The organism is Bittarella massiliensis (ex Durand et al. 2017), from assembly GCF_009876955.1.
GTDB classification, from domain to species: Bacteria; Bacillota; Clostridia; order Oscillospirales; family Ruminococcaceae; genus Bittarella; species Bittarella massiliensis.
In genome coordinates, this window is the sequence record NZ_WWVY01000004.1 from 197,655 (window position 1) to 218,752 (window position 21,098).

The following is a 21,098-nucleotide window of genomic DNA, read 5'->3' on the forward strand; positions in this document are numbered from 1 at the left end:
GCCGCCGGCGGTCAGGTCGTCCTCCACCAGGGCGGTCACTGTCCCCTTTTCAAAGGTACTGCCGTCCTCCGGCAGCAGAGGGGCCTTTTGCACCGAGCGGTTGAGGAGGATGAGGGCGAGGGCGAAGAGCAGCAAAAAGGCCAGCATGGCCAGGTCGGGCAGCCTGCGGCGCAGGCGGGCGCGGTTGGCGTCGCACATGAAAGACCCCTCCATCAAAAAAAATTGGGGGCGAGGCAAGATGCAGAGGCGCTGAGGCGCCTCTGCATCTTGTGCGGGGAAACGGGGGGTCACCGGGTCCGGCGGCGCTTGGCCAAACAGGCGCCGGTGCCCGCCAGGGCCAGGGCGCTGAGACCCGCCAGGGGGAGAAGGGCCGCGCCGGAGGGGTCACCGGTGTTGGGCTGACCCGCCTCGGGGGGATCGGCATCGGGGGTCTGCCCGCCGCCCTGGTCGGGGCTGGGCGGGATGGCGTTCTCGGTGCGCTGCCCATCGGCAAAGGCCTGTACCGCGGCCCGCAGGGTCTCTGTGGCGGCGGTCAGTTCCCCGCTGCTGGCCAACTGGTCACCGAACACCGCCCGGGCCGCCTCGACGGCCGCCTGCAGCGTCGCTTTGGAGCCGGCGGGATACTGTCCGGCATGCTCGCCCTCTTCGGCGGCTTCCAGCGCCGCCTCGGCCCGGGCGATCTCCGCCTGCAGGGCGTCGGCATCGGCGCGCAGGGCCAAGCCGTCCAGCGCCCGGGTCAGGGCAACATAGCGGGCGGAGAGGTCGGCCGCCGAGACGGTGGTGTTCTGCTGGCGGTGCAGGGTCTTGTCCAACAGGGTGGAGAAGCCGGCTTTTAGGGTGGTGGCCTTGATATTCAGGGCCCCATCGGCGGCGGCCTGGTACATCCCCTGGGCGTAGCCGTAGTAGTTGAGGGGGTCGGCACTGTTGTCGCCCTGGATGTTCTTGTCATACGCCTGGGCCAGCGCCTCGGCACCGGGATCCTCCCGGGTGTCCAGCAGGGCGACGGCCTCGTCGGCGGCCTGTTGCAGGGCCGCATAGCTGCCCTCGGTGTAGTCGCCCGCCTCCTTTTCCCGGGCCTGGGAGATCAGATTGGTGAGGGACTCCTCATCGGCGTTTTTGACGATGGTGAAGGGCTGGGCGTACTGGTTCCCCTCGTAGTCGTAGGTGCTGATGGAGAAGCGGTTGCCCCCCATCTTGATGACCGAGAAGGTAGGCTTGTTCTCGTTGTTGCGCTCGGCCACAAAGTACTGCTTGGGGGTGTTCAGGTTGTAGAACTTGCTGCCGCTGGCCGAACCAGCGGACATATAGAGGGTGCCCTGAGGGTCGGCGATGGAACCGGTGCTCTCGTCGTAGTCCACCACCTTGCCGTCGAGGATCTGGTAGGTGCGGGCGTAGGAGTGGTCGTGCCCGGTGAGGCAGACGTCGATGTTGAACTGGTCCATCAGCGGCGCGAAGAGGATGCGCAGGTTGGCGCCGTCCACGCTGGCGTGGGGTTCGCCGGAGCCGTAGATGTCGTGGTGGAACATGGCGATGCGCCACTTGGCGTCGGGGTGGCTCTCGACGGCCTTCTGCATCAACTGCCGGTGTTCGGCGGTGTTGCGGTTGTTGCTGTTGAGGACGATGAAGAGGACATCCCCATAACTGAAGTAGTAGTCGCTGCCCGAGGCGGTGGCCCCCAGGCCGTCTTCTGCGTTGGGGGTGTTGTAGTGCAGGGAGTAATCGTCCCCATAGCTCTCGTGGTTGCCGATGGTGGTGGCCATGGGCAGCCCCTTGAGGGCCTCGGGGTAGAGATAGCCGGCGTACTCGCTCTCGCGGATGGCCCGCTTCTCGGCGGTGTCGGCGCTGGAGTAGTCGATCTGGTCGCCAGCCACCAGCATGAAGCTGGCGTTTTTGCCCTCGTTTGCGCGGGCGTACCGAAGGGTCTTGTCCCAGTTGTAGGTGTCCACCGCAATGTTGGCGTCGTCGGCCGTCCCCTGTCCGGCGCTGCCCGAGGCCCCCACCTGGGGGTCGCCCACATAGAGCACCTCAAAGCTGTCGAAGCCGTGGGACCGGTAGGTGGCGGGCTCGCTCCACACCGGGGCGGCGGCCTCCACATCGTCGGTATAGCTGTAGTAGTAGAGGGTGTTGGGGGCAATGATCCCCTCGACCTCCACCTTGTTGGAGGCCAGATAGCGCACTCCGGCCACATTCTGGCGGTCGATGGCGGTGGCCGTCCCCCGGATGGGGGTGGCGGCGGCCAGCCCCTCCCTGCTGGTGGCGATCCTCACCGCGGGTACCCCCTTCTGCTGGGCGTACCAGGCGAAGTTCAGGTCGGTCTCGGTCTTGCCGGGGGCAATGGCCAGCCGGCCGGAGTCGGCGGCGTTTTCGGCCGTCCAGTTGGCGCTCTTCCAGCTTTGGTAGGCGCTGCCCCCCTGGGTGTCGCCGGCAAAACTGGCAAACGCCGGCGCGGCCGAGGAAAGGGCCAGGGCGGCGGCCAGCCCCAAAACGGCGGCTCTCTTTGCAACTCTCACAGTCTCTTTCTCCTCTCTCTTCTTCAAAACATTTCCTGTGGCGGTTGCATTATAGCGCCGCTCCGGCGGCCCTCTCAAGGCTTTTGACCCACTCTTTACCCGGCCTTACAGAGCTTTGACAGTCCCCCACCTTTCCCCTACACCCCCCTTTCCCCGATCTGGCATTCGGGCAAAAAAGGGGGGGGGGGGGGAGCCCCGACCGGGCTCCCCCCTGTGGCAAAATGGATTTTGAAAGGCGGCCCTCAGGCGGCATCGTCCTCCTCCGCCCCGGCAAAGTCAAGGGGTATCTCCCGCCCTCTGTTGTCCCCGGCGGGCAGGGTCTTGATGCCGAAAACAAAGTAGAGGAGGTGAAAGACCCAGACCGCCGCCAGGACGACCCGGCCGACCGGCACCCGCCCCATCATTGCAAAGCCAAAGGCCATGGTCAGGGTGACGATGGCCATGATGCGGATCTTGGTGCGCCAGGTCATCCCCCGGCCCTGGACAAAGCTCTCCAGGTTGTTTTTGTAGAGTTTTGTCTGCAAAAACCAGTTATTGAGCCGCTGAGAGCTTTTGGCGAAGCAGACGGCGGCCAACATCAAAAAGGGGAAGGCCGGCAGTAGGGGAAGGGCCGCGCCCAGGGCCCCCAGTCCCAGGCCGAGAAAGCCCAAAATCAGGTAGAGTATCTTCATCTCTCTCCCTCCAATCGCTTTTTTTCGCGCAGGGTCAACAGGGCGTGGCGGATGGCCGCCACCGGGTGGTGAAAGAGCATGCGCGGCCCGGCGTAACGCATCACCTCGCGGATGCGGCGGCGCATCTCCGGCCGGTAACAGTGCACCCGGCAGTTGGAGCAGAAGGTCTTTTCCTCCATAAAGGGACAGCGGTCGCTGCGGGCGGCGGCATAGGCGGCCAGTTCGGCGCACTGGGGGCAGAGCGTTCCCCTGCTGCCGTGGCGGCCCCGGCAGTAGAGGGCGATCATCTCGGCCACCATCTCCTTTTCCCGGCGGCGCTTTTCGCCCACCGGCCGGGCCCGGCCCATCAACTGGCCCTCCCCCGCTCGGCGGAGTACACCTCGTCGGCAACGGCCATGGTGGAGGCCCGGTGGCTCACCAAAACCACCGTTCGCCCGCCCCGCTCCTGGCGGATGGCCCGCAGGATCACCGCCTCGTTGAGGCTGTCCAGGTTGCTGGTGGGCTCGTCGAGCAGCAGGAGGGGGGCGCCGTGCAGAAAGGCGCGGGCCAGTCCCAGCCGCTGCCGCTCCCCACCGGAGAGGGTGTCCCCCAGTTCGCCCACCGGGGTGTCATACCCCTGGGGCAGGGTCTCGATGAAGTCGTGCAGCGAGGCCTTTTTGCAGGCCTCCACCAGCTCTTCCCGGGTGGCGTCGGGCTTGGCGATCTTCAGGTTGGCGGCGATGCTGTCGTGAAAGAGGTGGGTCTCCTGGGTGACAAAGCCCTCCATCCGGCGGAGGTTGGCGGTGTCGATCTGGCGCAGGTCGGTCCCGGAGATGCGCACTGCGCCCCCCTGCACGTCCCAAAACCGCATCAGCAGCCGCAGCAGGGTGGATTTGCCGCTGCCGCTGCGGCCGGAGATCCCCAACACCTTTCCCGCAGGGATGCACAGGTCCAGGTGTTCGAGGATCGCCTCGTCCCCATAGGAGAAGGAGACGTCCTCACAGCTGGCCCCGTCAAAGGCCACCGGCGGGCAGCCGCTGACCTCTTCCACCTGGGGGGGCTCGTCGAGGATGTCCAGCACCCGGTCCCCGGCGGCGAGGGTGTTTTGCAGGGTGCTGCCCAGGTTGGCCAGGGCCACCACCGGCCCGAAGGAGCTCAACAGGGCGAGGAAGGGGATCAGCACCCCGCCGAAATCCACCTGCCCGGCCCAGTAGAGGCCGACGGCAGCCGACAGCAGCGCCAGGTCAAAGAGGAGGATGACCGCCCCCGTCAGGGCGCTGCCCCGGGCGGCCTGGCGTTTCATCCCCTCCTCGGTGCGGGACAGCTCGTCGGTGCGGCGGTCCAGCTCCGCCAGCCGGGCCTCCCCCCGGCCGTACTGCAACAGCTCCCCCATCCCCCGCAGGGTGTCCAGCACAAAGCCGCCCAGCTCGCCCGACCGGCTGCGGAAGGCCGCCCCGGCCCCGCTGCTGCGGCGGGAGATGAGCACCGGCAGCACCCCGCCCACCACCAGGTAGGCGGTGGCCGCCACCAGCCCCAACAGGGGGTGGTAGCTGCCAATGAAGAGGGACATGATGACCGACATGCAGAGGGCGATGGCCGCCGGGGAGATGGTGTGGGCGTAAAAGACCTCCAGCAGTTCGATGTCGGAGGTGATGACCGAAATCAAATTCCCCTTGTCCCGGCACTCGAGTTTGGCCGGGCAGAGCCGCCGCAGGGCGCGAAAGACCCGGTCGCGGATCAGGGCCAGCAATCGAAAGGCGATGTAGTGGTTGCAGGCCTGCTCGCCATAGCGGAGAAAGCCCCGCAGCAGGGCGGCCGCCGCCGCCAGGACAAAGAGGGTCCCCAGGGCAAAGGGGGCGTTCAGCCCCACAGCCTGCAGGGCCGCCCAGCCGCCGAATATGCTCAGGAAGGTGGAGCAGAGAAACCCTGCCACCCCCAGCAAGATGGCCAGCAGCATCAGGGGCAACAGGGGCCCCACCAGCCGGATCAGCCGCGCCATGATCGTCCAATTTTCCCTTTTCTTCATTGGGCCGCACCCCCTTTCGCAAATCTTTCCAGTTGTTGTTGCCCCGCCCAGAGGGCGCGGTAGAGCCCGCCCTCGGCCAGCAGGGAGAGGTGGTTGCCCAACCCCGCCACCCGGCCGCCCTCCAGCACGCAGATGCAGTCGGCGGCGGCCACATTGGCCAGCCGGTGGGAGATGAGGAGGACCGTCTTTTCCCCCGCCAGGGCGTGGATCTCGGCCATGATGTCGTTCTCGCTCTCCACGTCGATGTTGGAGGTGGCCTCGTCAAAGATGTAGATGGGGGTGTCATGCAGCAGGGCCCGCGCCAGGGCCAGCCGCTGCCGCTGTCCCCCCGAGAAGTTGGCCCCCTGGGGCTCCAGATGGGTTTCCAGCCCCTGTTCCCCCCGCAGGAAGTCGGCCATCCAGGTGCGTTCCAGCACCCGCCAGAGGGCCGCGTCGTCGGCTTCGGGGCAGCCCATGCGCAGGTTTTCAGCCACCGTCCCCGAAAACAGGTAACCCGCAAAGCCCACATAGGTGACGGTGCGGGCCAGTTCTTCGGCGGAGAGCCGGCCCAGTTCCACCCCGCCGATGCGCACCTCGCCCCCATAGCCCCGGCAGCGCCCGGTGAGCAGGGCGGCGAGGGTGCTCTTGCCGCAGCCGCTCTCCCCCACGACGGCGGTGAGCGCGCCCGGGCGGATGTCCAGCGACACCCCTTGCAGCACCGGCCGCCCCGGCTCGTAGCCAAAGTGCAGGTCCCGGCAGCAGACGGTGTAGTCGTCCTCCGGCAGACGGCCCTGGCGGGGCGGGTCCTCGGGCAGGTCCAGCAGAGCGAAAATCTTGCCGCTGGCGGCCATGCCGTTCATGGCCACATGGAAGAAGGAGCCCAGCTGCCGCATGGGGATGAAGAAGTCCGCCGAGAGGAGGATGACCGCCAGGCACCCGGCGAAGGAGAGATTTCCCGCCGCCAGTTCGCCCACGGCCAGGATCATCCCCAGGGCCGCGCCGCCGAAGGCCACCAGGTCCATGATGGTGATGGAGTTGAGCTGCATGCTCAGCACCTTCATGGTGATGCGGCGAAACTGCTCGGCCTCCCGGTCCATCTCCTCGTTTTTCCGGCCGTCGGCCCCGTAGATCTTCAGGGTGGTCAGCCCCTGGAGGTTTTCCAAAAAGGTGTCCCCAAGGGCGGTGTACTGGCCCCAGTAGCGGGAGAGCAGCTTCTTGGCCACGGTCTGCACCGCGGCGATGGCCGCCGGGATCAGCGGCACACAGAGGAGGAGGGCCACTGCCGCCTTCCAGCTGATGGGGAAGAGCAGGACAAAGAGGGTCAAAGGCGCCAGCAGGCTGTAAAAAAATTGGGGCAGGTAGGCGCCGAAATAGGTCTCCAACTGCTCCACCCCCTCGGTGGTGACCTGCACCACCTCCGAGGTGGAGACCTGCACCACCTCCGAGGTGGAGACCTGCTGCGCATAGGAGGGCCCCAGCCGCAGCAGCTTGTCGCAGATGCGGCGGCGCAGCGCCTTTTTCACCGAGCGGGAGGCGAGAAAGCTCTCCCGCCCGGCCATGGCGGTGCAGAGCCAGCGCACCGCCATGGCCAAAAGCCCCACCCCGCAGGCGGCGGCCAGGTCGGCGCCGGTGGCCACCCCCTGTAACAGCCCGCCCAGCAGCCGGGCAAAGGCAAAGGTCGTGGCCGCGCTCGCCAACAGCCCGCCCCACTGGTAGAGCACGTTTCGGGCCACATGGCCCCTGCTGTCCGGCACAGCGCCGATCAGCCGCTTGTCAATCATCATCTCGTCTGTCCTCACTCCCTTCCCCGAGGGCCCCATTGCGGGGGCCTCTCCCGGGAAAATATTCCTTTCAAAAAAGAGGGGCGCCGGCGGTTTTGCCGCCCGCGTCCCCCTGTTTGTCTATTTGTCGGGGTGGCAGAGGCCCCTGCTGGGGCAGTCGCCGCAGCCGCAGCTGCAACCGCCCCGGTGGTGTCTCCTGTTCCAGATGCCCCGCCCGACGATGGCGGCGACGACGGCCAAGACGAGCAGCGCGCCGACGATGGTGGGTCCGTTCAAGAAATCATCTCCTTTTTCTTCGAGGCGGCGGTGACCGAACGCACCGCCAGGGGGTTGTCGTCATACCGGTTTTTGCGCACCAGCAGGTAGACGGCGGCCAGCAGGGCCAGGACAGCGGCGGCGGTGCCGACGCCAAAGCCGTGGCCGGTGAAGAGCAGGCCCAACTGGTAGACCACCAGCGAGGCGAGGTAGGCCAGGCCGCACATGTAGCCGATGGCGGCAAAGGTCCACTTGGCGCTGTTCATCTCCCGCTTGATGGCGCCCATGGCCGCAAAGCAGGGGGCGCAGAGGAGGTTGAAAATCATGAAGCTGTAAGCGGAGAGCTGGGTGAAGTCGGTGGCGATGTTGCCCCAGATCTCGGCGCCGTCCTCAGCCACCTCGGCAAAGCCGTAGAGGACGCCGAAGGTGCCCACCACGTTCTCCTTGGCGATGAGGCCGGTGAAGGTGGCCACGGCCGGTTTCCAACTGCCAAAGCCCAGGGGTGCAAAGAGGAAGGAGATGGCGCTGCCGATGGAGGCCAGCAGGGAGGTGTTGTTGTCCTCCACCATCCCGAAGACCCCATTCACAAAGCCGAAGGACTGCAAGAACCACAGCACCACCGAGGAGGCCAGGATGACGGTGCCGGCCCGCTTGATGAAGGACCAGCCCCGCTCCCAGGTGGCCCGCAGCACATTCCCCACCGCGGGGACGTGGTAGGCCGGCAACTCCATGACGAAGGGGGCCGGGTCGCCGGAGAACATCTTGGTCTTTTTGAGGACGATGCCCGAGAAAATCACCGCCGCCACCCCGATGAAGTAGGCCGAGGTGGCCACCAGCCCGGAGCCGCCGAAGAGGGCCCCGGCAAACAGGCCGATGATGGGCATTTTGGCCCCGCAGGGGATGAAGCAGGTGGTCATGATGGTCATGCGGCGGTCGCGCTCGTTTTCAATGGTGCGGCTGGCCATGACGCCGGGCACCCCGCAGCCCGAGGCGATGAGCATGGGGATGAAGCTCTTGCCGGAGAGGCCGAAGCGGCGGAAGATGCGGTCCATGATAAAGGCGACCCGAGCCATGTAGCCGATGTCTTCCAACACCGAGAGCATGAGGAAGAGGATGAGCATCTGGGGCACAAAGCCGATGACCGCGCCCACGCCGCCGACGATGCCGTCGACCACCAGGCCCACCAGCCAGGGCGCACAGCCGATGCCCTCCATCCAGGCGCTCAGGTTGCCGCAGATGAGGCCGCTAAACAGGGTCTCGTTGGTCCACTCGGTGACGATGTCCCCCACTGTGGAGATGGAGATGTAGTAGACCAAAAACATCACGGCCGCAAAGATGGGCAGGGCCAGCACCCGGTTGGTGACGATGCGGTCGATCTTGTCGGAAATCGAGAGGCTGTGTTTGGCCCGCCTCTTTTTCACCGAGCGCTCGATCACCCCGCTGATGTAGGCGTAGCGCTGGTTGGTGATGATGCTCTCGGCATCGTCGTCCAGCTCTTGCTCGCAGTCGGCGATGTGCTGTTCCAGGTGCGCCTTCAGGGAGGCGGAGAGCCGCAGCTCCTCCATCACCCGCTCGTCGCGCTCGAACACCTTGATGGCGTACCAGCGCAGGAAGCGGTCGTCCACCTTCCCGGCGATGGACTCCTCGATGTGGGCGATGGCGTGCTCGACGCTGCCGGTAAAGACGTGGGGCAGTTCCCCCGCCCGGTGGCCCTTGGCCAGGGCCAGGGCGGCCTCGGCGGCGGCCATGCCGCCCTCCCCCTTGAGGGCGCTCATCTCCAGCACCTGGCAGCCCAGGGCGTCGCCCAGCTTGGCAAGGTCGATGCGGTCGCCGTTTTTGCGCACCAGGTCGATCATGTTGACCGCCACCACCACCGGCAGCCCCAGCTCGATGAGCTGGGTGGTCAGGTAGAGGTTGCGCTCGATGTTGGTGCCGTCGACGATGTTGAGGATGGCGTCGGGCTTCTCCCCCACCAGGTAGCTGCGGGCCACCACCTCTTCCAGGGTGTAGGGCGACAGCGAGTAGATGCCCGGCAGGTCCTGAATGACCGCGTCCCCATGCCCTTTGAGGCGGCCCTCCTTCTTTTCCACCGTGACGCCGGGCCAGTTGCCGACGTACTGGTTGGAGCCGGTCAGGGCGTTGAACAGGGTGGTTTTACCGCAGTTGGGATTGCCCGCCAGGGCGATTTTTATCTCCATTTCTTGTACTCCCCCTCTCTCGATTAGCGCAAGCTAACCGCTTGGCCGAAAAACAGGCGGCGCCCGCCGCCCTAGCTGATTTCGATCATCTGTGCGTCCGCCTTGCGCAGGGACAGCTCGTACCCGCGGACATTGAGTTCCAGCGGGTCCCCCAGGGGGGCCACCTTGCGGATGTGGATGTCCACCCCCTTGGTGATCCCCATGTCCATGATGCGGCGCTTGACCGCCCCCTCGCCGTGGAGCTTGACCACCGTGACTGTGTCCCCCACCTTGGCGTCTCTCAGCGTTTTCATCGGGCTCTCTCTCCTCTCAAATTATCACCCGCATGGCCATGGTCTTGTCCAGGGCGATGCGGCTGTCTTTCACCTGCAAGATCAGGTTGCCGGCCAACTCGCTGACCACCGTCACCGACGTGTCCACCACAAAGCCCAGCTCCGCCAGGTGCTGGCGGACCTCGTCGCGGCCGGTGATCTTGCGGATGGTGACCGTCTCCCCCGCCTTTGCCATTGTCAAGGGCATCATGTCCCCTCCCCTCCTCTTTGGCGGCCCACCTGGGGCCGAGGGCCAATGCAATCAGGTTAGCGTTAACTAACTCCTTTGAACAGTTCATAGTTTACCGCCGCTAACTCAATCTGTCAATCCCCTCTCTCCAAATTTTTCATCCCGCCCCCCGCTTTTGCCGATTTGCCGCAAAATGGCCGCTGCCGCGCGAAATTTTGTGGGAATTTTTTCTTCTGATTTTCCCCCTCCGTGGGCGCTGTGGCCCCTTTGGCGGCGGGGAGGGGTGCCTTTGTGGCCGTGGTGAGGGAGGGGCACTCCCCCCTTTTCCTCCGCGCACAGAGGGGACGGGGATGGGAGGAAATCAGGATGGCCGGGAGGATCCCACCGGGGGACGGCGGCAAGAGCGCTCCCGGGGCGTTTTCTGTCAGAGGAAGGTACCCTTGCTCCCGTGTACTGTCGGAATCTTGTTATATCCATCGCACGCTGGAAAAAAGGGGTGAAACACGTGCTCTCTATCTCGCCCCATGCCGTGAAAAAAGAGGGGATGAGACGGACTGTGCTGGCGGGGAGAGGGCACATCTCCCTCCCTTCTCCCTTTCCATCACCCACGGCGGTATGCTTTCTCCCCAATAACTCGCAAGGTGGACACCCGGCAAAAAATACGGCAATACCCTCAATCGTTGGTATATTGTCTCCTCAAATCCTGTATACTGTTGAATTGACTGCGGGGAATGTCTCAGCGGATTTCAAAAAAAGGACCGCCGCGGCCTTTCTGTCCGCAAAAAGGCCGGTCTGTCGATTCTCCGCAGGGAAAATATTTCCTATACTGAAAAAGGGCCCTGGCGGCGCGGCGCGCGGTCAGGGGCCCATGCAGTCTTATACCAAACGGGCAGAGAGGGGGTGGGACCGGGTGGACCGGACACAGTTCGGCAAGCTGCTCAACGAGGCGCGGCTGGCCAAAGGGGTGACGGTGGAGGCGCTGGCCGAGGCGTGCGACGTCTCCGCCGCCTACATGCAAAAGATCCTCAGCGGCAAGCGGGGGCTGGGGCTGGACCTGCTGCTGAAAATCTGCAACAATCTCACGGTCTCCCCCCAGTACCTTTTGCAGGGGGACCTCTGCCTGCCCGACGGGGGGGAGGACATCCGCCCCCTGGTCGATCGCCTCACCCCACACGAGCGGCGGCTGCTCAAGGAAGTGCTCAAATCCATCATGAAGGCGCGGGACTAGCCGCCCCTTCTGCCCGAAAGGGGGTGTGCCCCATGTCGCAGTGGCCGGACGTCTCGCAGCTCTCCCAGGCGCAGCGGGAGGAACTGGACGCCATCTGCCGCCGGTGGGAGGAGGTCTACCCCCGGCTGCTGGCGGCCGAACAGGCCCGAGAACGGCTGGAACGGCGCACCCACTTTTGGCATTGGACGCCTGTTTTATACGCCCTCCTGCTCTGCCTCGGCGCAGGCTTTTTCCTGTTTTTGCTCTTCCCCGGCTGGGGGCGGTACGTCTTTTGGGGGCGCAGCTGCCTCTGCGCGGCCGCCACCCTCGCCGGTTTCCTCCTGACCAAGCGCTGGAAGCGGCTGTGCGGGCGCTACTGGTCCGCCTACCGCACCTGTGTACAGTTGAGCGACCGCCTCTACCAGATATGCCCCCTCCCCGACGGCAAATCCCCCTTGCAGCCCCTGCCGGGGGAGAAAAATCTGTAATTGTTTTATTGTATATTACAAATCGTATAGAACAGGCGACAAAAGAGGGCCCACACGGCTGTGTGGGCCCTCTCTTTTTTGGCGGCGGGGATGCGGGGGCTTTACTCCCCCTGCTCCTGCTGCTCTTCTCTCTTCTTTTTGGCCCGCTCCATCTCCTCCAGCGCGTCCTTGCGGGAGAGGTTGATGCGGCCCTGGCGGTCGATTTCGGTGACCTTGACCACCACCACGTCGCCCACGTTGACCACGTCCTCCACCTTCTCCACCCGCTCTTTGTCCAGCTTGGAGATGTGGACCAGCCCCTCTTTGCCGGGGGCGATCTCCACAAAGGCGCCGAAGTTCATCAGCCGGGTGACGACCCCCTTGTAGAGGGCGCCCACCTCGGGGTCCTGCACGATGGTCTTGATGATGGTGATGGCGCGCTCCACCCCGGCCAGGTCGATGCCGGAGACAAAGACGCGGCCGTCGTCCTCCACGTCCACCTTGACGCCGCACTCGGCGCAGATTTTTTGAATGACCTTGCCGCCCGAGCCGATGACCTCACGGATCTTGTCGGGGTGGATCTGCATCCCCCGCATCTTGGGCGCGTACTGGGACACCTCGGGCCGGGGGGCGGGCAGGGCCTTGAGCATGATGTCGTTTAGGATGTGCATCCGGGCCTTGTAGGTCTTTTCAAAGGCCTCGGCAATGATGTCATAGGTCAGGCCGTCGTTTTTGATGTCCACCTGGATGGCGGTGATGCCGTTTTTGGTGCCGCCGACTTTAAAGTCCATGTCGCCGAAGAAGTCCTCGACCCCCTGGATGTCCACCATGGTCATCCAGCGCTCCCCCTCGGTCACCAGGCCGCAGGAGATGCCCGCCACCGGCTCTTTGATGGGGACGCCGGCGTCCATCAGCGCCAGGGTGGAGGCGCAGATGGAGCCCTGAGAGGTGGAGCCGTTGGAGGAGAGCACCTCGCTCACCAGGCGGATGGCATAGGGGAACTCCTCCTCGCTGGGGAGGACGGGCACCAGGGCCTTTTCGGCCAGGGCGCCGTGGCCGATCTCCCGGCGGCCGGGGCCGCGGCTGGGCCGGGTCTCCCCCACCGAGTAGGAGGGGAAGTTGTAGTGGTGCATGTAGCGCTTGCCGGTCTCGTGGTCGATGCCGTCGAGCCGCTGCGACTCGCTGACCGGGCCCAGGGTGGCGATCGTCAGCACCTGGGTCTGCCCGCGGGTGAAGAGGGCGCTGCCGTGCACCCGGGGGAGGACCCCCACCTCGGCCGCCAGGGGGCGGATCTCGTCGACGCCGTGGCCGTCGACCCGCTTGCCCTCGTCCAACAGCCAGCGGCGGACCACCTGCTTTTGCAGCTTGTAGAGGCAGTCGTCGATCAGGCCGGGGTCGTCGGGGCAGCGGTCGTCAAAGTGGTCGTGCACCTCCTCGTAGAGGGGGGCCAGCCGCTCGTCGCGCACCCGCTTGTCGTCGGTGTCCATGCAGTGCTGCATCTTCTCCAGGGCGTAGTCGCGCACCGCGTCCAGCAGTTCAAAGGGCACGTCTTTCGAGGTGTAGGGGATCTTTTCCTTGCCGATTTCCAGGCGGATGTTCTCGATGAAGTCGATGATGGAGCGGATCTCCTCGTGCCCGGCCTTGATGCAGTCGAGCATGGTGTCGTTGTCCACCTCGTTGGCGGCGCACTCGATCATGACGATCTTTTCCTTGGAGCCGGCCAGGGTCAGGTGCAGGTCGGAGCGGTGGCCCTCCTCCTCGCTGGGATTGAGCACCACCTTGCCGTCCACAAGCCCCACCTGCACCCCGCCGATGGGCCCCTTCCAGGGGATGTCGGAGATGGCCAGGGCGATGGAGGTGCCGATGAGGCCGGCGATTTCGGGCGCGCAGGTGGGGTCCACCGACATCACCGTCATCACCACCGCCACGTCGTTGCGCATGTCCTTGGGGAAGAGGGGGCGGATGGGGCGGTCCACCATCCGGCAGGCCAGCACCGCCTTTTCGGAGGGACGGGACTCCCGCTTCAAAAAGGAGCCGGGGATCCGCCCCACCGAGTAGAGCTTTTCCTCAAAGTCCACCGAGAGGGGGAAGAAGTCGATCCCCTCCCTGGGTTTTTGGGACATGGTGGCGTTGCAGAGCACGGTGGTCTCGCCGTAGCGCACCAGGCAGGAGCCGTTGGCCAGGCAGCACATCTTCCCGGTCTCCACCGACAGCTTCTTCCCCGCGAACTGGGTCTCAAACACTCTGAATTCCTCAAACATCACGCATTCCTCCTGCGCACACAAAATTGATGGCCGGCGGGACCGCGCTTTTACAGGGTATCCCACCCCTTTTGAAGGCGCAAAGGGGGCGCGATAGTCTGCAAAAACCGATGTCCGCCCCCACCCCGGGGCCGGGCGGCCCGCCCCCCCTCCCCCACGGCGGGAAAGGGGAGGCGGCCGTTCGGCTATGGCATCAGTATAGTATAAATACCAGTTCACTGTAAAGGAATGGCCGCAGTTTTGTGGGCTATGCCCATAACTGCGGCCATTTTGTAGGCAATTCGACAAATGCCGACGGGGGGTAAGGGAAGGGAAGGCAGGGTCGCCCCCCTTCGCCATCGGGCGGAGAGGGGGCGGCCCTGCCTTCCAGAGATGCGGAGGGGGGATGGGGCGGCGGGAGGGGACGGATGCGCTGCGGCCGAGAGGAAAAGGCGGCTCTGGCAAAGGGGACGGGGCAGAATGGGAGGGGGGGATGGGGCGGCGGGACGGCCATCCCCCGTCACCGCTGGGCGAGGTACGCCTCCACCTCCTGGGGGCGCAGCCGCCGCACCTGGGTGCCGGGGAATTCGCGGTACCGGCCGGCCGAAAAGAGGGGCGCGCCCTGGGGGCAGCGCTTGCCGGGGTTTTTGCGCAGAAAGGCCGCCAGTTCCTCCCGGCCGGGGAAAATCTTGTAGAAGGTCCGGCCGCCCGGCCCCTCGATCTGGTAGATGCCGCAGGCCCTTTGGCGGGTGTGGTCGGCGGCCCGCAGGTAGAGTTTGGCCTGCTCGAGGGTCTGAAAGGGGAAGTTCCAGCGCTGCAGCCCGCGCCGCTCCTCCCTCTCGATGCAGATGCAGCGGCCGCAACTGCCGCAGATGTACTGGGTGTGCCCCTCCAGGCAGGCCCGCGCCCCCCGCAGCGGGGTGGCCCGGCTGTCTTCGCTGTAACACTCCTCACACATAAAAACGCGCTCCTTTCAAGATGGGGTCCGAGGGGGGCCCTGGGTGCCCCCTCTGGGCAGGACGCCCTCTCTCCCGCCGGGCCCGCGGCGCGGAGGGATACCCGCCGCAGCGGGCGGGGGCGTTCTGCCGAAGGGCCCTGTTCCTGCCGTTCGCCCCGGCGGACGGCAGGGCCCTTTGGTGGGTTGGATGCCAGTTTACCCCCAATGCCAGTTGTTGTCAAACCGCAAAGTCGTTGACAGCGGGCCTGTACAGACAGTACACTGGGAGAAACAGCGGCGAAAGGAAGCGATTTTTATGTCCACCGGCGAAGCGCCCAAGCGCGACGACCCCACCCCTCCCCCCGAGCCGGAGGAAGAAAACTACCAGTCCCTGGGGCTGGGCCTGGGTCTCTGCCTGGGAACGGCCTTTGGCGCCGTCTTTCACAACCTGGCCATCGGCATCTCCGTCGGCCTCTGTCTGGGGCTGGCCATCGGCACCGCCATCAAGAAAAAGGACCCGCCCGGGCCCACCCCGCCCTCAGAAGGGGGGGCGGAGGGATGATCGTCCGCCCCGCCGCAGACGGCGACGACCGGCTCGCCATCGGCCAGGTGTACGTGGACAGTTGGCGGGCCGCCTACCGGGGACTCATCCCCCAGGCCTATCTCGACGGCCTCGACGCCCGCAACTGGCTGGGGGTGCTGGACGCCCCCCAGCGAACGAGCTTCCTCCTCCTGGACGGGGACATCATCGCCGACACCTGTTCCTGCTGCCCGGCCCGCAACCCCGAGATGGCGGGCTGGGGGGAGGTGGTCTCCCTCTACCTAAAACCCGCCTACTGGGGCCGGGGGCTGGGTGTCCCGCTGCTGGGCGCAGCGCTGGACGAGCTGGCCGGTCAGGGCTACCCCTCTGTCTACCTGTGGGTGCTGAAGGGCAACCTGCGGGCCCAGGCCTTTTACCGCCGCCAGGGCTTTGCCCCCTCCGGCGCCCGCCTCGAAGGGGAGGTCGGGGGCCAGCCGGTGGAGGAGATCCAGTACACCCGCCCCCTTGCATAGGGGCGCCCCCATTCCCTGCCCCGCCGCTTTGAGGCGGCGGCGCATTCAGAAAGGAGCATCTTCTTTGAACTGCCGACCCCTCACCGCCAAAGAGGTGCGCGCCCTCTACGCCCGCCACCTCTCCCGCGACTTTCCCCCCGCCGAGCGCAAGCCCCTGGCGGCCATCCTCTCCCTGCTGCGGCGGGGGCGCTACCTCTGCCTGGGCGGCTTTGCGGGGGCAGAACTGCGCGCCTACGCCTTTTTCACCCGGGTGCCCGAGGGCCCCTGCTGGCTGCTGGACTACTACGCCGTCTGCCAGGGGGGCCGGGGCCAGGGGGCGGGCAGCGCCTTTTGGCGGCAGTTGCCCGGCCAGCTCGACGGCTGCCAGGGGCTGCTCATCGAGGTGGAGGACCCCGACACCGCCCCCACCGCCCCGGAGCGGGAGACCCGCCGCCGGCGCATCCGCTTTTACCTGAAAAACGGGGCCCGGGAGACCGGCTGCCGCTGCCGCCTTTTCGGGGTGGAGTACCGCATCCTCTTCTTCCCGGTGGCGCGGGACTTCCCCGACCGCGAGATCCCCGCCCTGCTGGACGCCGTCTACCGCGCCACCATCCCCGGCCCCGTCTACCGGCGGCAGGTGGCCTTTCCCCCGGCAGGGGAATAGCGGTCTTCTACCCACCCATTGAGAGGGGGCCCTGCGGCCCTCTCTTTTTTTGCGCCAAAGTTTTGGTTGACAACAAAACAATGTTATGTTACGATAAGTCCATCGACAGAACATTGTTACGAAAGGGGGCGATTTCCCTGGAACTCATCTCCAAAAAACAGCTGTTGGCCGAGACCGGCATCTCCTACGGCCAGCTCTACCGCTGGAAGCGGGAGCGGCTGATCCCGGAGGGATGGTTTATCAAGCAGTCCTCCTACACCGGGCAGGAGACCTTTTTCCCCAAAGAGCAGATGCTCGCCCGGGTACAGGCCATTCTGGAGGCAAAAGACCGCTACTCCCTGGAAGAGCTGGCCAAGATCCTCTCCCCCGAGGCGGTGGATGTCCCCCTTGCCCCGCGGGAACTCTGGGAGTGGGGCGAGATCGGGCCCGACCTGCTGGCCGCAGCCGAAGCCGCCGCCCCGCCCGCCGGCCTCTCCTTTGACCAGGCGGTGCTGTTGGCCGCCCTGTGGGAGGGGGTACAGCGCCTCTCCCTCCCGCCCGAAAGCGCCAAGGACTTGGTCTATCAGGCCCTGGCGCTCCCCCCGCCGCTGCGCTGCGCCGAGGGGGGCTGCACCCTCTTTCGCTGCGGGGGGGAGCTGACCCTGGCGGTCACCGGGGGGGAGCAGCCGCCCCTTTTCGGCCCGGCCGTCTCGGTGCTGGACAGTCGCCCCATGAGCGAGCTGGCCGGCCGCATCAAGATGAAGTACACCGCCCGCTTTGAGAGCGGCCCGACAGATGAGAGCAGGAGGAAATGAGATGCAGGATACGCGAATCGATGGGATGGGCACCATTGCCGGGGGGGAGTACGGCAGCGTCAAGGTCTCGGGGATGGGCAAGTGCACCGGCGATCTGACGGCCCAGTCCCTCTCCGTCTCGGGCAAGTTCACCTGCCAGGGGAAGCTGAAGGTGGGCAAACTCACCTGCAGCGGCACCCTCTCGGTCCACCGCTCGGCCAAAATCGGCCAGGTCACCGGCGACTGCGTCCGGCAGGGCCTGTAAAAAAACACGCGTCAAAGGAGCGCCGCCCCAGCCGATGGCGGGGCGGCGCTCCTGCAAAAAAAGGGCCCTGGCCAATGGGGGCCAGGGCCCTTTCTATTTTTTTGATCGTCGCCTACTTGCGGATGCCCAGCTCTTTGATGATGGCGCGGTACCGCTCCACATCGACCTTGGTCAGGTACTTGAGCAGATTGCGGCGCTTGCCGACCATCTTCAGCAGACCCCGGCGGGAGTGGTGGTCGTGGGGGTGCTCTTTCAGGTGCTCGCTCAGGTGGTTGATGCGGGCGGTCAGAAGGGCGATCTGCACCTCCGGCGAGCCGGTGTCTTTCTCATTGACGCGGTATTTGGCGATGAGTTCCTGTTTGTTTTCCATGTCTTTCACCTCATTGTAAAATTTGCGCCGCAAAACTTCGCAGTGGGCAGGTGAACTCCCCGTTTCGGGGCATGCCCCCAGAGCCAAGTAATGGGTCACACAGTTGTTAGGATACCACAAACCAGGGCTGTTGTAAAGCAAAAATCCAATCTTTTCCCGGCGTTCGCCGGCGGGGAACGGCCCCTCCTCCCCCTCCAAAAAAGGAAGGGTGTGAGGGCGTTGCCAAGGGCCCGCCCCTCTGCTATAATGGGGGCAGAAACAGTTCCCTCCGGCCGGGCGGCCGGACCCTAGAGATAGGTATGATCGATGTCATACCTGTCTTTTTTTATCCCCCCGCCGGCGGGGGGACAGAGAAAACCGCCCCGCCCCCCTTTTGCGCGGGGGGGCGGGGGCCACCGCGGGGCCGAACAGCGGCCCACATCACCTTTTGATCGGGGAGGGCGAAAAGATGGAAAAAATCGTCGTCGTGGACGGGCACAACCTGCTGTTTCGGATGTACTATGGGATCCCCGCCTCTATTTTAAATAGGGAGGGGCGGGAAATCAAGGGGCTGGTGGGCTTTTTGGGGAGCCTGAAGAAGCTGGCCGAGCAGTTTGACCCCTGCGCCCTGGCCGTCGTCTTTGACAGTGAGACCAGTTGGACGGGCAACCTGGCCATCGACAGCGGCTACAAGGCCAACCGGCGGGACTACGCCGACGTGCCGGAGGGGGAGAACCCCTTTGCCCAACTGCCCCTCATCAAAAAGGCGCTGGACTACCTGGACATCCCCCACCGGGAGGCGGAGGGGGTGGAGGCCGACGACTTCATCGCCTCCCTCGTGGCGCGGGAGGGGGCGGCCGGGCGGGCCTGCACCGTCGTCTCCACCGACTCCGACTTCATTCAGCTGGTGGACGGGCGCACCACCCTCTACGTTCCCCGGGGAAAAAACAGCGTCCTCTTCGACTGCCGGCGGGTGAGGGAGCGGTTTCAGGTCTCGCCCGGGGAGTACGTCCTCTACAAGGCCCTGGTGGGGGACAAGAGCGACAACATCGAGGGGGTGCGGGGGATCGGCCCCAAGACCGCGGCGGCCATTCTGCACAGCGGGGGGATCGCCCCCTACATCGCCGCCCAGCCCGCCTCCAAAACGGCGGGCATCCTGCGGGAAAACCGGGACAAGATCGTCCGGAACGAGCGGCTAATCGCCCTTGACCGGACACTCGACACCGGGGCACTGGTGCCGCGGCGGCCGAGCCCCGCCCTGCGCGAGCGCAAGACCTACGAAATCATCGCCGCCATCGGCGAGCGGTAGGCCCGGCGCTTTTTTGCCCCAAAAGCGCCGCCGCCCCTGTACAGGGGGGGAACTCTCTGCTATGCTGGAGAAAAGAAAACGGAAAGGCGGCGCTTGCCATGCGTTTGATCGACATCTCCCACGAACTGCTCTCGGCCCCCCTCTACCCGGGCGACCCGCCGGCCGAGACCCGCCAGACCCTCAGCCGGGCGCGGGGGGACGACTGCAACTGCACCCAAATCACCACCTCGGTGCACAAGGGCACCCACACCGACGCCCCCTGCCACTTCACCGACTCGCCGGTCTCCATCGCCGACATGCCGCTGGAGCACTACATCGGCGAGTGTCTGGTGGTCAGCTATCCCGGCCAGACTGTGGGCGACACCTGGCTGCGGGAGCTGGACACCCAGGGCTGCTCCATCCTCCTCGTCAAGGGGTCTGCCTTTTTCAGCGAGAACGCCGGTCCCATCCTCCGGGAGAAGGGGATCATCACCCTGGGCACCGACGCCCTCTCGGTGGGCCCGGTGGGCGGGGAGAAACCGCCCCACCAGAGCATCCTCGGCGAGGGGATCGCCATCATCGAGACCCTCAAGCTGGAGGGGGTCGAGCCGGGGCGCTACTTCCTCTCGGCCGCCCCCGTCAAGATCGCCGGCAGCGACGGCGCGCCGGTGCGGGCCGTTCTGATCGCCCCCTGACCCGCCCAAACAATCCAATTTGTTGTTTTTTATAAAAATAATACAGGTAGGCGTATCATCCGCCTGCCTGTATTTTTATTTTTCAGCTCTGACCCCCAGCCTCTCCCCGGTTTGACCGGAGGAGCGCAAACGGGCTTTGGCAGAAGCCCCTCCTGAACGAATGGGCGCCGAAGAGACAAAAAAGCGATTTTTGGGGAGCAAACGGTGCGAAACGGTGTCCCACCGGGGGCAATAGGGGCAACGGGGGCGATGGGGGCGGTGCGATGCCACCACCCCGGCAGCCCTCTCTGGGGCGAAGGCCGGAGGATGCCCTTTTTCGCCTGGCAGATACTGCCCGTTTGCCCGGCGGGGCCCACCCCTCAGCCGTTTTGGGCGAAGTAGTCCCGGGCGCTCTGCACGTCCCGGGCAATCTGTTCCCGCAGCGCCTCCACCGAGGCGAACTTCTGCTCCCCCCGCAGAAAGTGGAGCAGTTCCACCCGTATCTCGGCCCCGTACAGGTCGCCGGAAAAGCCCAGCAGGTTGGTCTCGGCCACCGGCCACTCGCTCCCCACCGTGGGCTTGACCCCCACATTGGTCACCGAGGGCCACCAGCGCCCGGCCGCCCGGGTGCGGGAGACATAGACCCCGAAGCGGGGCTGCACCATCCCCTCCTGCAGCTGCTGGTTGACGGTGGGGAACTGGAGGGTGCGGCCCAGGTGGTTGCCCTGGCCCACGCTCCCCTCCACGGCGAAGGGGTAGCCCAGCAGCCGGCCCGCCTCCTCCACCTCGCCCTGGGCGATGAGGGCGCGGATGCGGGTGGAGGAGACCTCCCGCCCCGCCAGCCGGAACTCGGGCACCACCTCCACGGCGATGCCCAGGGGGGCACAGAGGCGCTTGAGGGCGGCGGCGTCCCCCGCCCCGCCCCGGCCAAAGCGAAAGTCGTAGCCGCAGGTCACTGCCCGGGCCCGCAGCCGCAGGTGGAGCACCTCGGCCACGAACTGCTCCGGCTCCATCTGGCGAAAGCTGGCGAAGTGGGGGGTGAGCACCAGCTCCACCCCGGCGCCCGCCAGCAGCCGCTCCTTGGCCGCCTCGGTGAGCAGCTGCCCCTGCAGGACCCGCTCCCCCTTGCGGCCCCCCTCGGCCACAAAGGTGAAGACCGCCGGGCGCAGCCCCTTCTCCCGGGCGGTGGCCACCGCCCGGGAAATCACCTCCATGTGGCCCCGGTGCACCCCGTCAAAGTACCCCAGCGCCACCGAGGTCTGCTGCAAACTGCAAAAGTCCAGTGTTGCCGCCACTTCCATC

The 21,098-nt window shown here is 65.8% G+C and carries 23 protein-coding genes; 9 read left to right on the forward strand and 14 right to left on the reverse strand.

All coding sequences use genetic code 11. From position 1 onward, the window contains the following. From GT748_RS06905 to GT748_RS06950, 10 genes are all read right to left on the reverse strand, one after another. The coding region (locus GT748_RS06905; protein WP_205301334.1) for a hypothetical protein at positions 1–198 on the reverse strand (198 nt) is incomplete at its 3' end. An 89-nt stretch (positions 199–287) separates the two neighbouring features. Next, positions 288–2,510, reverse strand: coding sequence for a purple acid phosphatase family protein (locus tag GT748_RS06910; RefSeq protein WP_073261184.1), 2,223 nt, complete (start codon positions 2,508–2,510; stop codon positions 288–290). Positions 2,511–2,752: 242 nt separating this feature from the next. Beyond that, positions 2,753–3,181, reverse strand: coding sequence for a YbaN family protein (locus tag GT748_RS06915; RefSeq protein WP_021658756.1), 429 nt, complete (start codon positions 3,179–3,181; stop codon positions 2,753–2,755). After that, entirely contained in the window at positions 3,178–3,528 is a 351-nt protein-coding gene (locus GT748_RS06920) for a nitrous oxide-stimulated promoter family protein (protein ID WP_021658757.1), read from the reverse strand. The genes GT748_RS06915 and GT748_RS06920 overlap by 4 nt, the downstream gene beginning before the upstream one ends. Further along, a complete protein-coding gene (cydC, locus tag GT748_RS06925) occupies positions 3,528–5,186 on the reverse strand; it encodes a thiol reductant ABC exporter subunit CydC (RefSeq protein ID WP_161213547.1) in 1,659 nt (552 codons plus the stop codon). The genes GT748_RS06920 and cydC overlap by 1 nt, the downstream gene beginning before the upstream one ends. After that, positions 5,183–6,946 (reverse strand): ABC transporter ATP-binding protein/permease, encoded by a 1,764-nt coding sequence (locus GT748_RS06930; protein WP_368013976.1) that lies wholly within the window; start codon positions 6,944–6,946, stop codon positions 5,183–5,185. The genes cydC and GT748_RS06930 overlap by 4 nt, the downstream gene beginning before the upstream one ends. A gap of 120 nt (positions 6,947–7,066) precedes the next feature. After that, positions 7,067–7,222: a FeoB-associated Cys-rich membrane protein gene (locus GT748_RS06935; protein WP_021658760.1), complete on the reverse strand. Its 156-nt coding sequence runs from the start codon at positions 7,220–7,222 to the stop codon at positions 7,067–7,069. Continuing rightward, positions 7,219–9,399 carry a ferrous iron transport protein B gene (gene feoB / locus GT748_RS06940; RefSeq protein WP_021658761.1) on the reverse strand — a complete coding sequence of 727 codons (2,181 nt, stop codon included), beginning with the start codon at positions 9,397–9,399 and terminating at the stop codon, positions 7,219–7,221. The genes GT748_RS06935 and feoB overlap by 4 nt, the downstream gene beginning before the upstream one ends. 71 nt (positions 9,400–9,470) lie before the next feature. Further along, positions 9,471–9,692: a FeoA family protein gene (locus GT748_RS06945; RefSeq protein WP_021658762.1), complete on the reverse strand. Its 222-nt coding sequence runs from the start codon at positions 9,690–9,692 to the stop codon at positions 9,471–9,473. A gap of 16 nt (positions 9,693–9,708) precedes the next feature. Further along, positions 9,709–9,921, reverse strand: coding sequence for a FeoA family protein (locus GT748_RS06950; RefSeq protein WP_021658763.1), 213 nt, complete (start codon positions 9,919–9,921; stop codon positions 9,709–9,711). Between the two features lie 889 nt (positions 9,922–10,810). Between GT748_RS06950 and GT748_RS06955 the strand changes: the two genes are divergently transcribed. Continuing rightward, positions 10,811–11,128, forward strand: coding sequence for a helix-turn-helix domain-containing protein (locus GT748_RS06955; protein ID WP_052537612.1), 318 nt, complete (start codon positions 10,811–10,813; stop codon positions 11,126–11,128). Positions 11,129–11,160: 32 nt separating this feature from the next. Further along, positions 11,161–11,595, forward strand: a complete 435-nt coding sequence (locus GT748_RS06960) for a hypothetical protein (protein ID WP_021658766.1) — start codon at positions 11,161–11,163, stop codon at positions 11,593–11,595. A 101-nt stretch (positions 11,596–11,696) separates the two neighbouring features. Here GT748_RS06960 and GT748_RS06965 read toward each other — a convergent pair whose 3' ends face one another. Together GT748_RS06965 and GT748_RS06970 are read right to left on the reverse strand one after the other, a co-directional pair. Next, positions 11,697–13,835 carry a polyribonucleotide nucleotidyltransferase gene (locus tag GT748_RS06965; RefSeq protein WP_161213546.1) on the reverse strand — a complete coding sequence of 713 codons (2,139 nt, stop codon included), beginning with the start codon at positions 13,833–13,835 and terminating at the stop codon, positions 11,697–11,699. A 499-nt stretch (positions 13,836–14,334) separates the two neighbouring features. Further along, a complete protein-coding gene (locus GT748_RS06970) occupies positions 14,335–14,772 on the reverse strand; it encodes a hypothetical protein (protein ID WP_021660218.1) in 438 nt (145 codons plus the stop codon). A gap of 295 nt (positions 14,773–15,067) precedes the next feature. Here GT748_RS06970 and GT748_RS15175 point away from each other — a divergent pair, with 295 nt between their 5' ends. The 5 genes from GT748_RS15175 to GT748_RS06990 all read left to right on the forward strand — a co-directional run bounded on the left by GT748_RS15175 (position 15,068) and on the right by GT748_RS06990 (position 17,485). Further along, positions 15,068–15,313, forward strand: coding sequence for a hypothetical protein (locus GT748_RS15175; protein WP_044992958.1), 246 nt, complete (start codon positions 15,068–15,070; stop codon positions 15,311–15,313). Next, a complete protein-coding gene (locus GT748_RS06975) occupies positions 15,310–15,804 on the forward strand; it encodes a GNAT family N-acetyltransferase (protein ID WP_021660216.1) in 495 nt (164 codons plus the stop codon). Before GT748_RS15175 ends, GT748_RS06975 begins: the two co-directional genes overlap by 4 nt. A 64-nt stretch (positions 15,805–15,868) precedes the next feature. After that, complete coding sequence (locus tag GT748_RS06980; protein ID WP_021660215.1) at positions 15,869–16,447, forward strand: hypothetical protein; 579 nt, start codon at positions 15,869–15,871, stop codon at positions 16,445–16,447. An 80-nt stretch (positions 16,448–16,527) separates the two neighbouring features. Next, on the forward strand, positions 16,528–17,241 hold the full coding sequence (locus GT748_RS06985) for a DUF4004 family protein (RefSeq protein ID WP_021660214.1): 714 nt from the start codon (positions 16,528–16,530) through the stop codon (positions 17,239–17,241). Between the two features lies 1 nt (position 17,242). Beyond that, the gene (locus tag GT748_RS06990; RefSeq protein WP_021660213.1) at positions 17,243–17,485 is read left to right on the forward strand and encodes a polymer-forming cytoskeletal protein; all 243 of its coding nucleotides are present in this window, start codon (positions 17,243–17,245) and stop codon (positions 17,483–17,485) included. 112 nt (positions 17,486–17,597) lie between these two features. On the opposite strand, the gene rpsO is transcribed toward GT748_RS06990, so the two are convergent. Next, positions 17,598–17,855, reverse strand: coding sequence for a 30S ribosomal protein S15 (gene rpsO / locus GT748_RS06995; protein ID WP_044992442.1), 258 nt, complete (start codon positions 17,853–17,855; stop codon positions 17,598–17,600). A 448-nt stretch (positions 17,856–18,303) separates the two neighbouring features. Between rpsO and GT748_RS07000 the strand changes: the two genes are divergently transcribed. Beyond that, positions 18,304–19,143, forward strand: coding sequence for a 5'-3' exonuclease (locus GT748_RS07000; protein WP_052537638.1), 840 nt, complete (start codon positions 18,304–18,306; stop codon positions 19,141–19,143). Between the two features lie 98 nt (positions 19,144–19,241). Further along, positions 19,242–19,817: a cyclase family protein gene (locus GT748_RS07005; RefSeq protein WP_021659292.1), complete on the forward strand. Its 576-nt coding sequence runs from the start codon at positions 19,242–19,244 to the stop codon at positions 19,815–19,817. A gap of 359 nt (positions 19,818–20,176) precedes the next feature. On the opposite strand, the gene ribF is transcribed toward GT748_RS07005, so the two are convergent. Next, the gene (gene ribF / locus GT748_RS07010) at positions 20,177–21,097 is read right to left on the reverse strand and encodes a riboflavin biosynthesis protein RibF (RefSeq protein WP_021659294.1); all 921 of its coding nucleotides are present in this window, start codon (positions 21,095–21,097) and stop codon (positions 20,177–20,179) included. Position 21,098: the final 1 nt, after the last annotated feature.

Bases quoted from the DNA above. Each gene is read 5' to 3' on its own strand.
- GT748_RS06915 (WP_021658756.1), bottom strand. From the start codon at position 3,181: ATGAAGATACTCTACCTGATTTTGGGCTTTCTCGGCCTGGGACTGGGG.
- GT748_RS06920 (WP_021658757.1), bottom strand. From the start codon at position 3,528: ATGGGCCGGGCCCGGCCGGTGGGCGAAAAGCGCCGCCGGGAAAAGGAG.
- cydC (WP_161213547.1), bottom strand. From the start codon at position 5,186: ATGAAGAAAAGGGAAAATTGGACGATCATGGCGCGGCTGATCCGGCTG.
- GT748_RS06930 (WP_368013976.1), bottom strand. From the start codon at position 6,946: ATGATTGACAAGCGGCTGATCGGCGCTGTGCCGGACAGCAGGGGCCAT.
- feoB (WP_021658761.1), bottom strand. From the start codon at position 9,399: ATGGAGATAAAAATCGCCCTGGCGGGCAATCCCAACTGCGGTAAAACC.
- GT748_RS06945 (WP_021658762.1), bottom strand. From the start codon at position 9,692: ATGAAAACGCTGAGAGACGCCAAGGTGGGGGACACAGTCACGGTGGTC.
- GT748_RS06950 (WP_021658763.1), bottom strand. From the start codon at position 9,921: ATGATGCCCTTGACAATGGCAAAGGCGGGGGAGACGGTCACCATCCGC.
- GT748_RS06960 (WP_021658766.1), top strand. From the start codon at position 11,161: ATGTCGCAGTGGCCGGACGTCTCGCAGCTCTCCCAGGCGCAGCGGGAG.
- GT748_RS06965 (WP_161213546.1), bottom strand. From the start codon at position 13,835: ATGTTTGAGGAATTCAGAGTGTTTGAGACCCAGTTCGCGGGGAAGAAG.
- GT748_RS06970 (WP_021660218.1), bottom strand. From the start codon at position 14,772: ATGTGTGAGGAGTGTTACAGCGAAGACAGCCGGGCCACCCCGCTGCGG.
- GT748_RS15175 (WP_044992958.1), top strand. From the start codon at position 15,068: ATGTCCACCGGCGAAGCGCCCAAGCGCGACGACCCCACCCCTCCCCCC.
- GT748_RS06975 (WP_021660216.1), top strand. From the start codon at position 15,310: ATGATCGTCCGCCCCGCCGCAGACGGCGACGACCGGCTCGCCATCGGC.
- GT748_RS06985 (WP_021660214.1), top strand. From the start codon at position 16,528: ATGTTATGTTACGATAAGTCCATCGACAGAACATTGTTACGAAAGGGG.
- GT748_RS06990 (WP_021660213.1), top strand. From the start codon at position 17,243: ATGCAGGATACGCGAATCGATGGGATGGGCACCATTGCCGGGGGGGAG.
- rpsO (WP_044992442.1), bottom strand. From the start codon at position 17,855: ATGGAAAACAAACAGGAACTCATCGCCAAATACCGCGTCAATGAGAAA.
- GT748_RS07000 (WP_052537638.1), top strand. From the start codon at position 18,304: ATGGAAAAAATCGTCGTCGTGGACGGGCACAACCTGCTGTTTCGGATG.
- GT748_RS07005 (WP_021659292.1), top strand. From the start codon at position 19,242: ATGCGTTTGATCGACATCTCCCACGAACTGCTCTCGGCCCCCCTCTAC.
- ribF (WP_021659294.1), bottom strand. From the start codon at position 21,097: ATGGAAGTGGCGGCAACACTGGACTTTTGCAGTTTGCAGCAGACCTCG.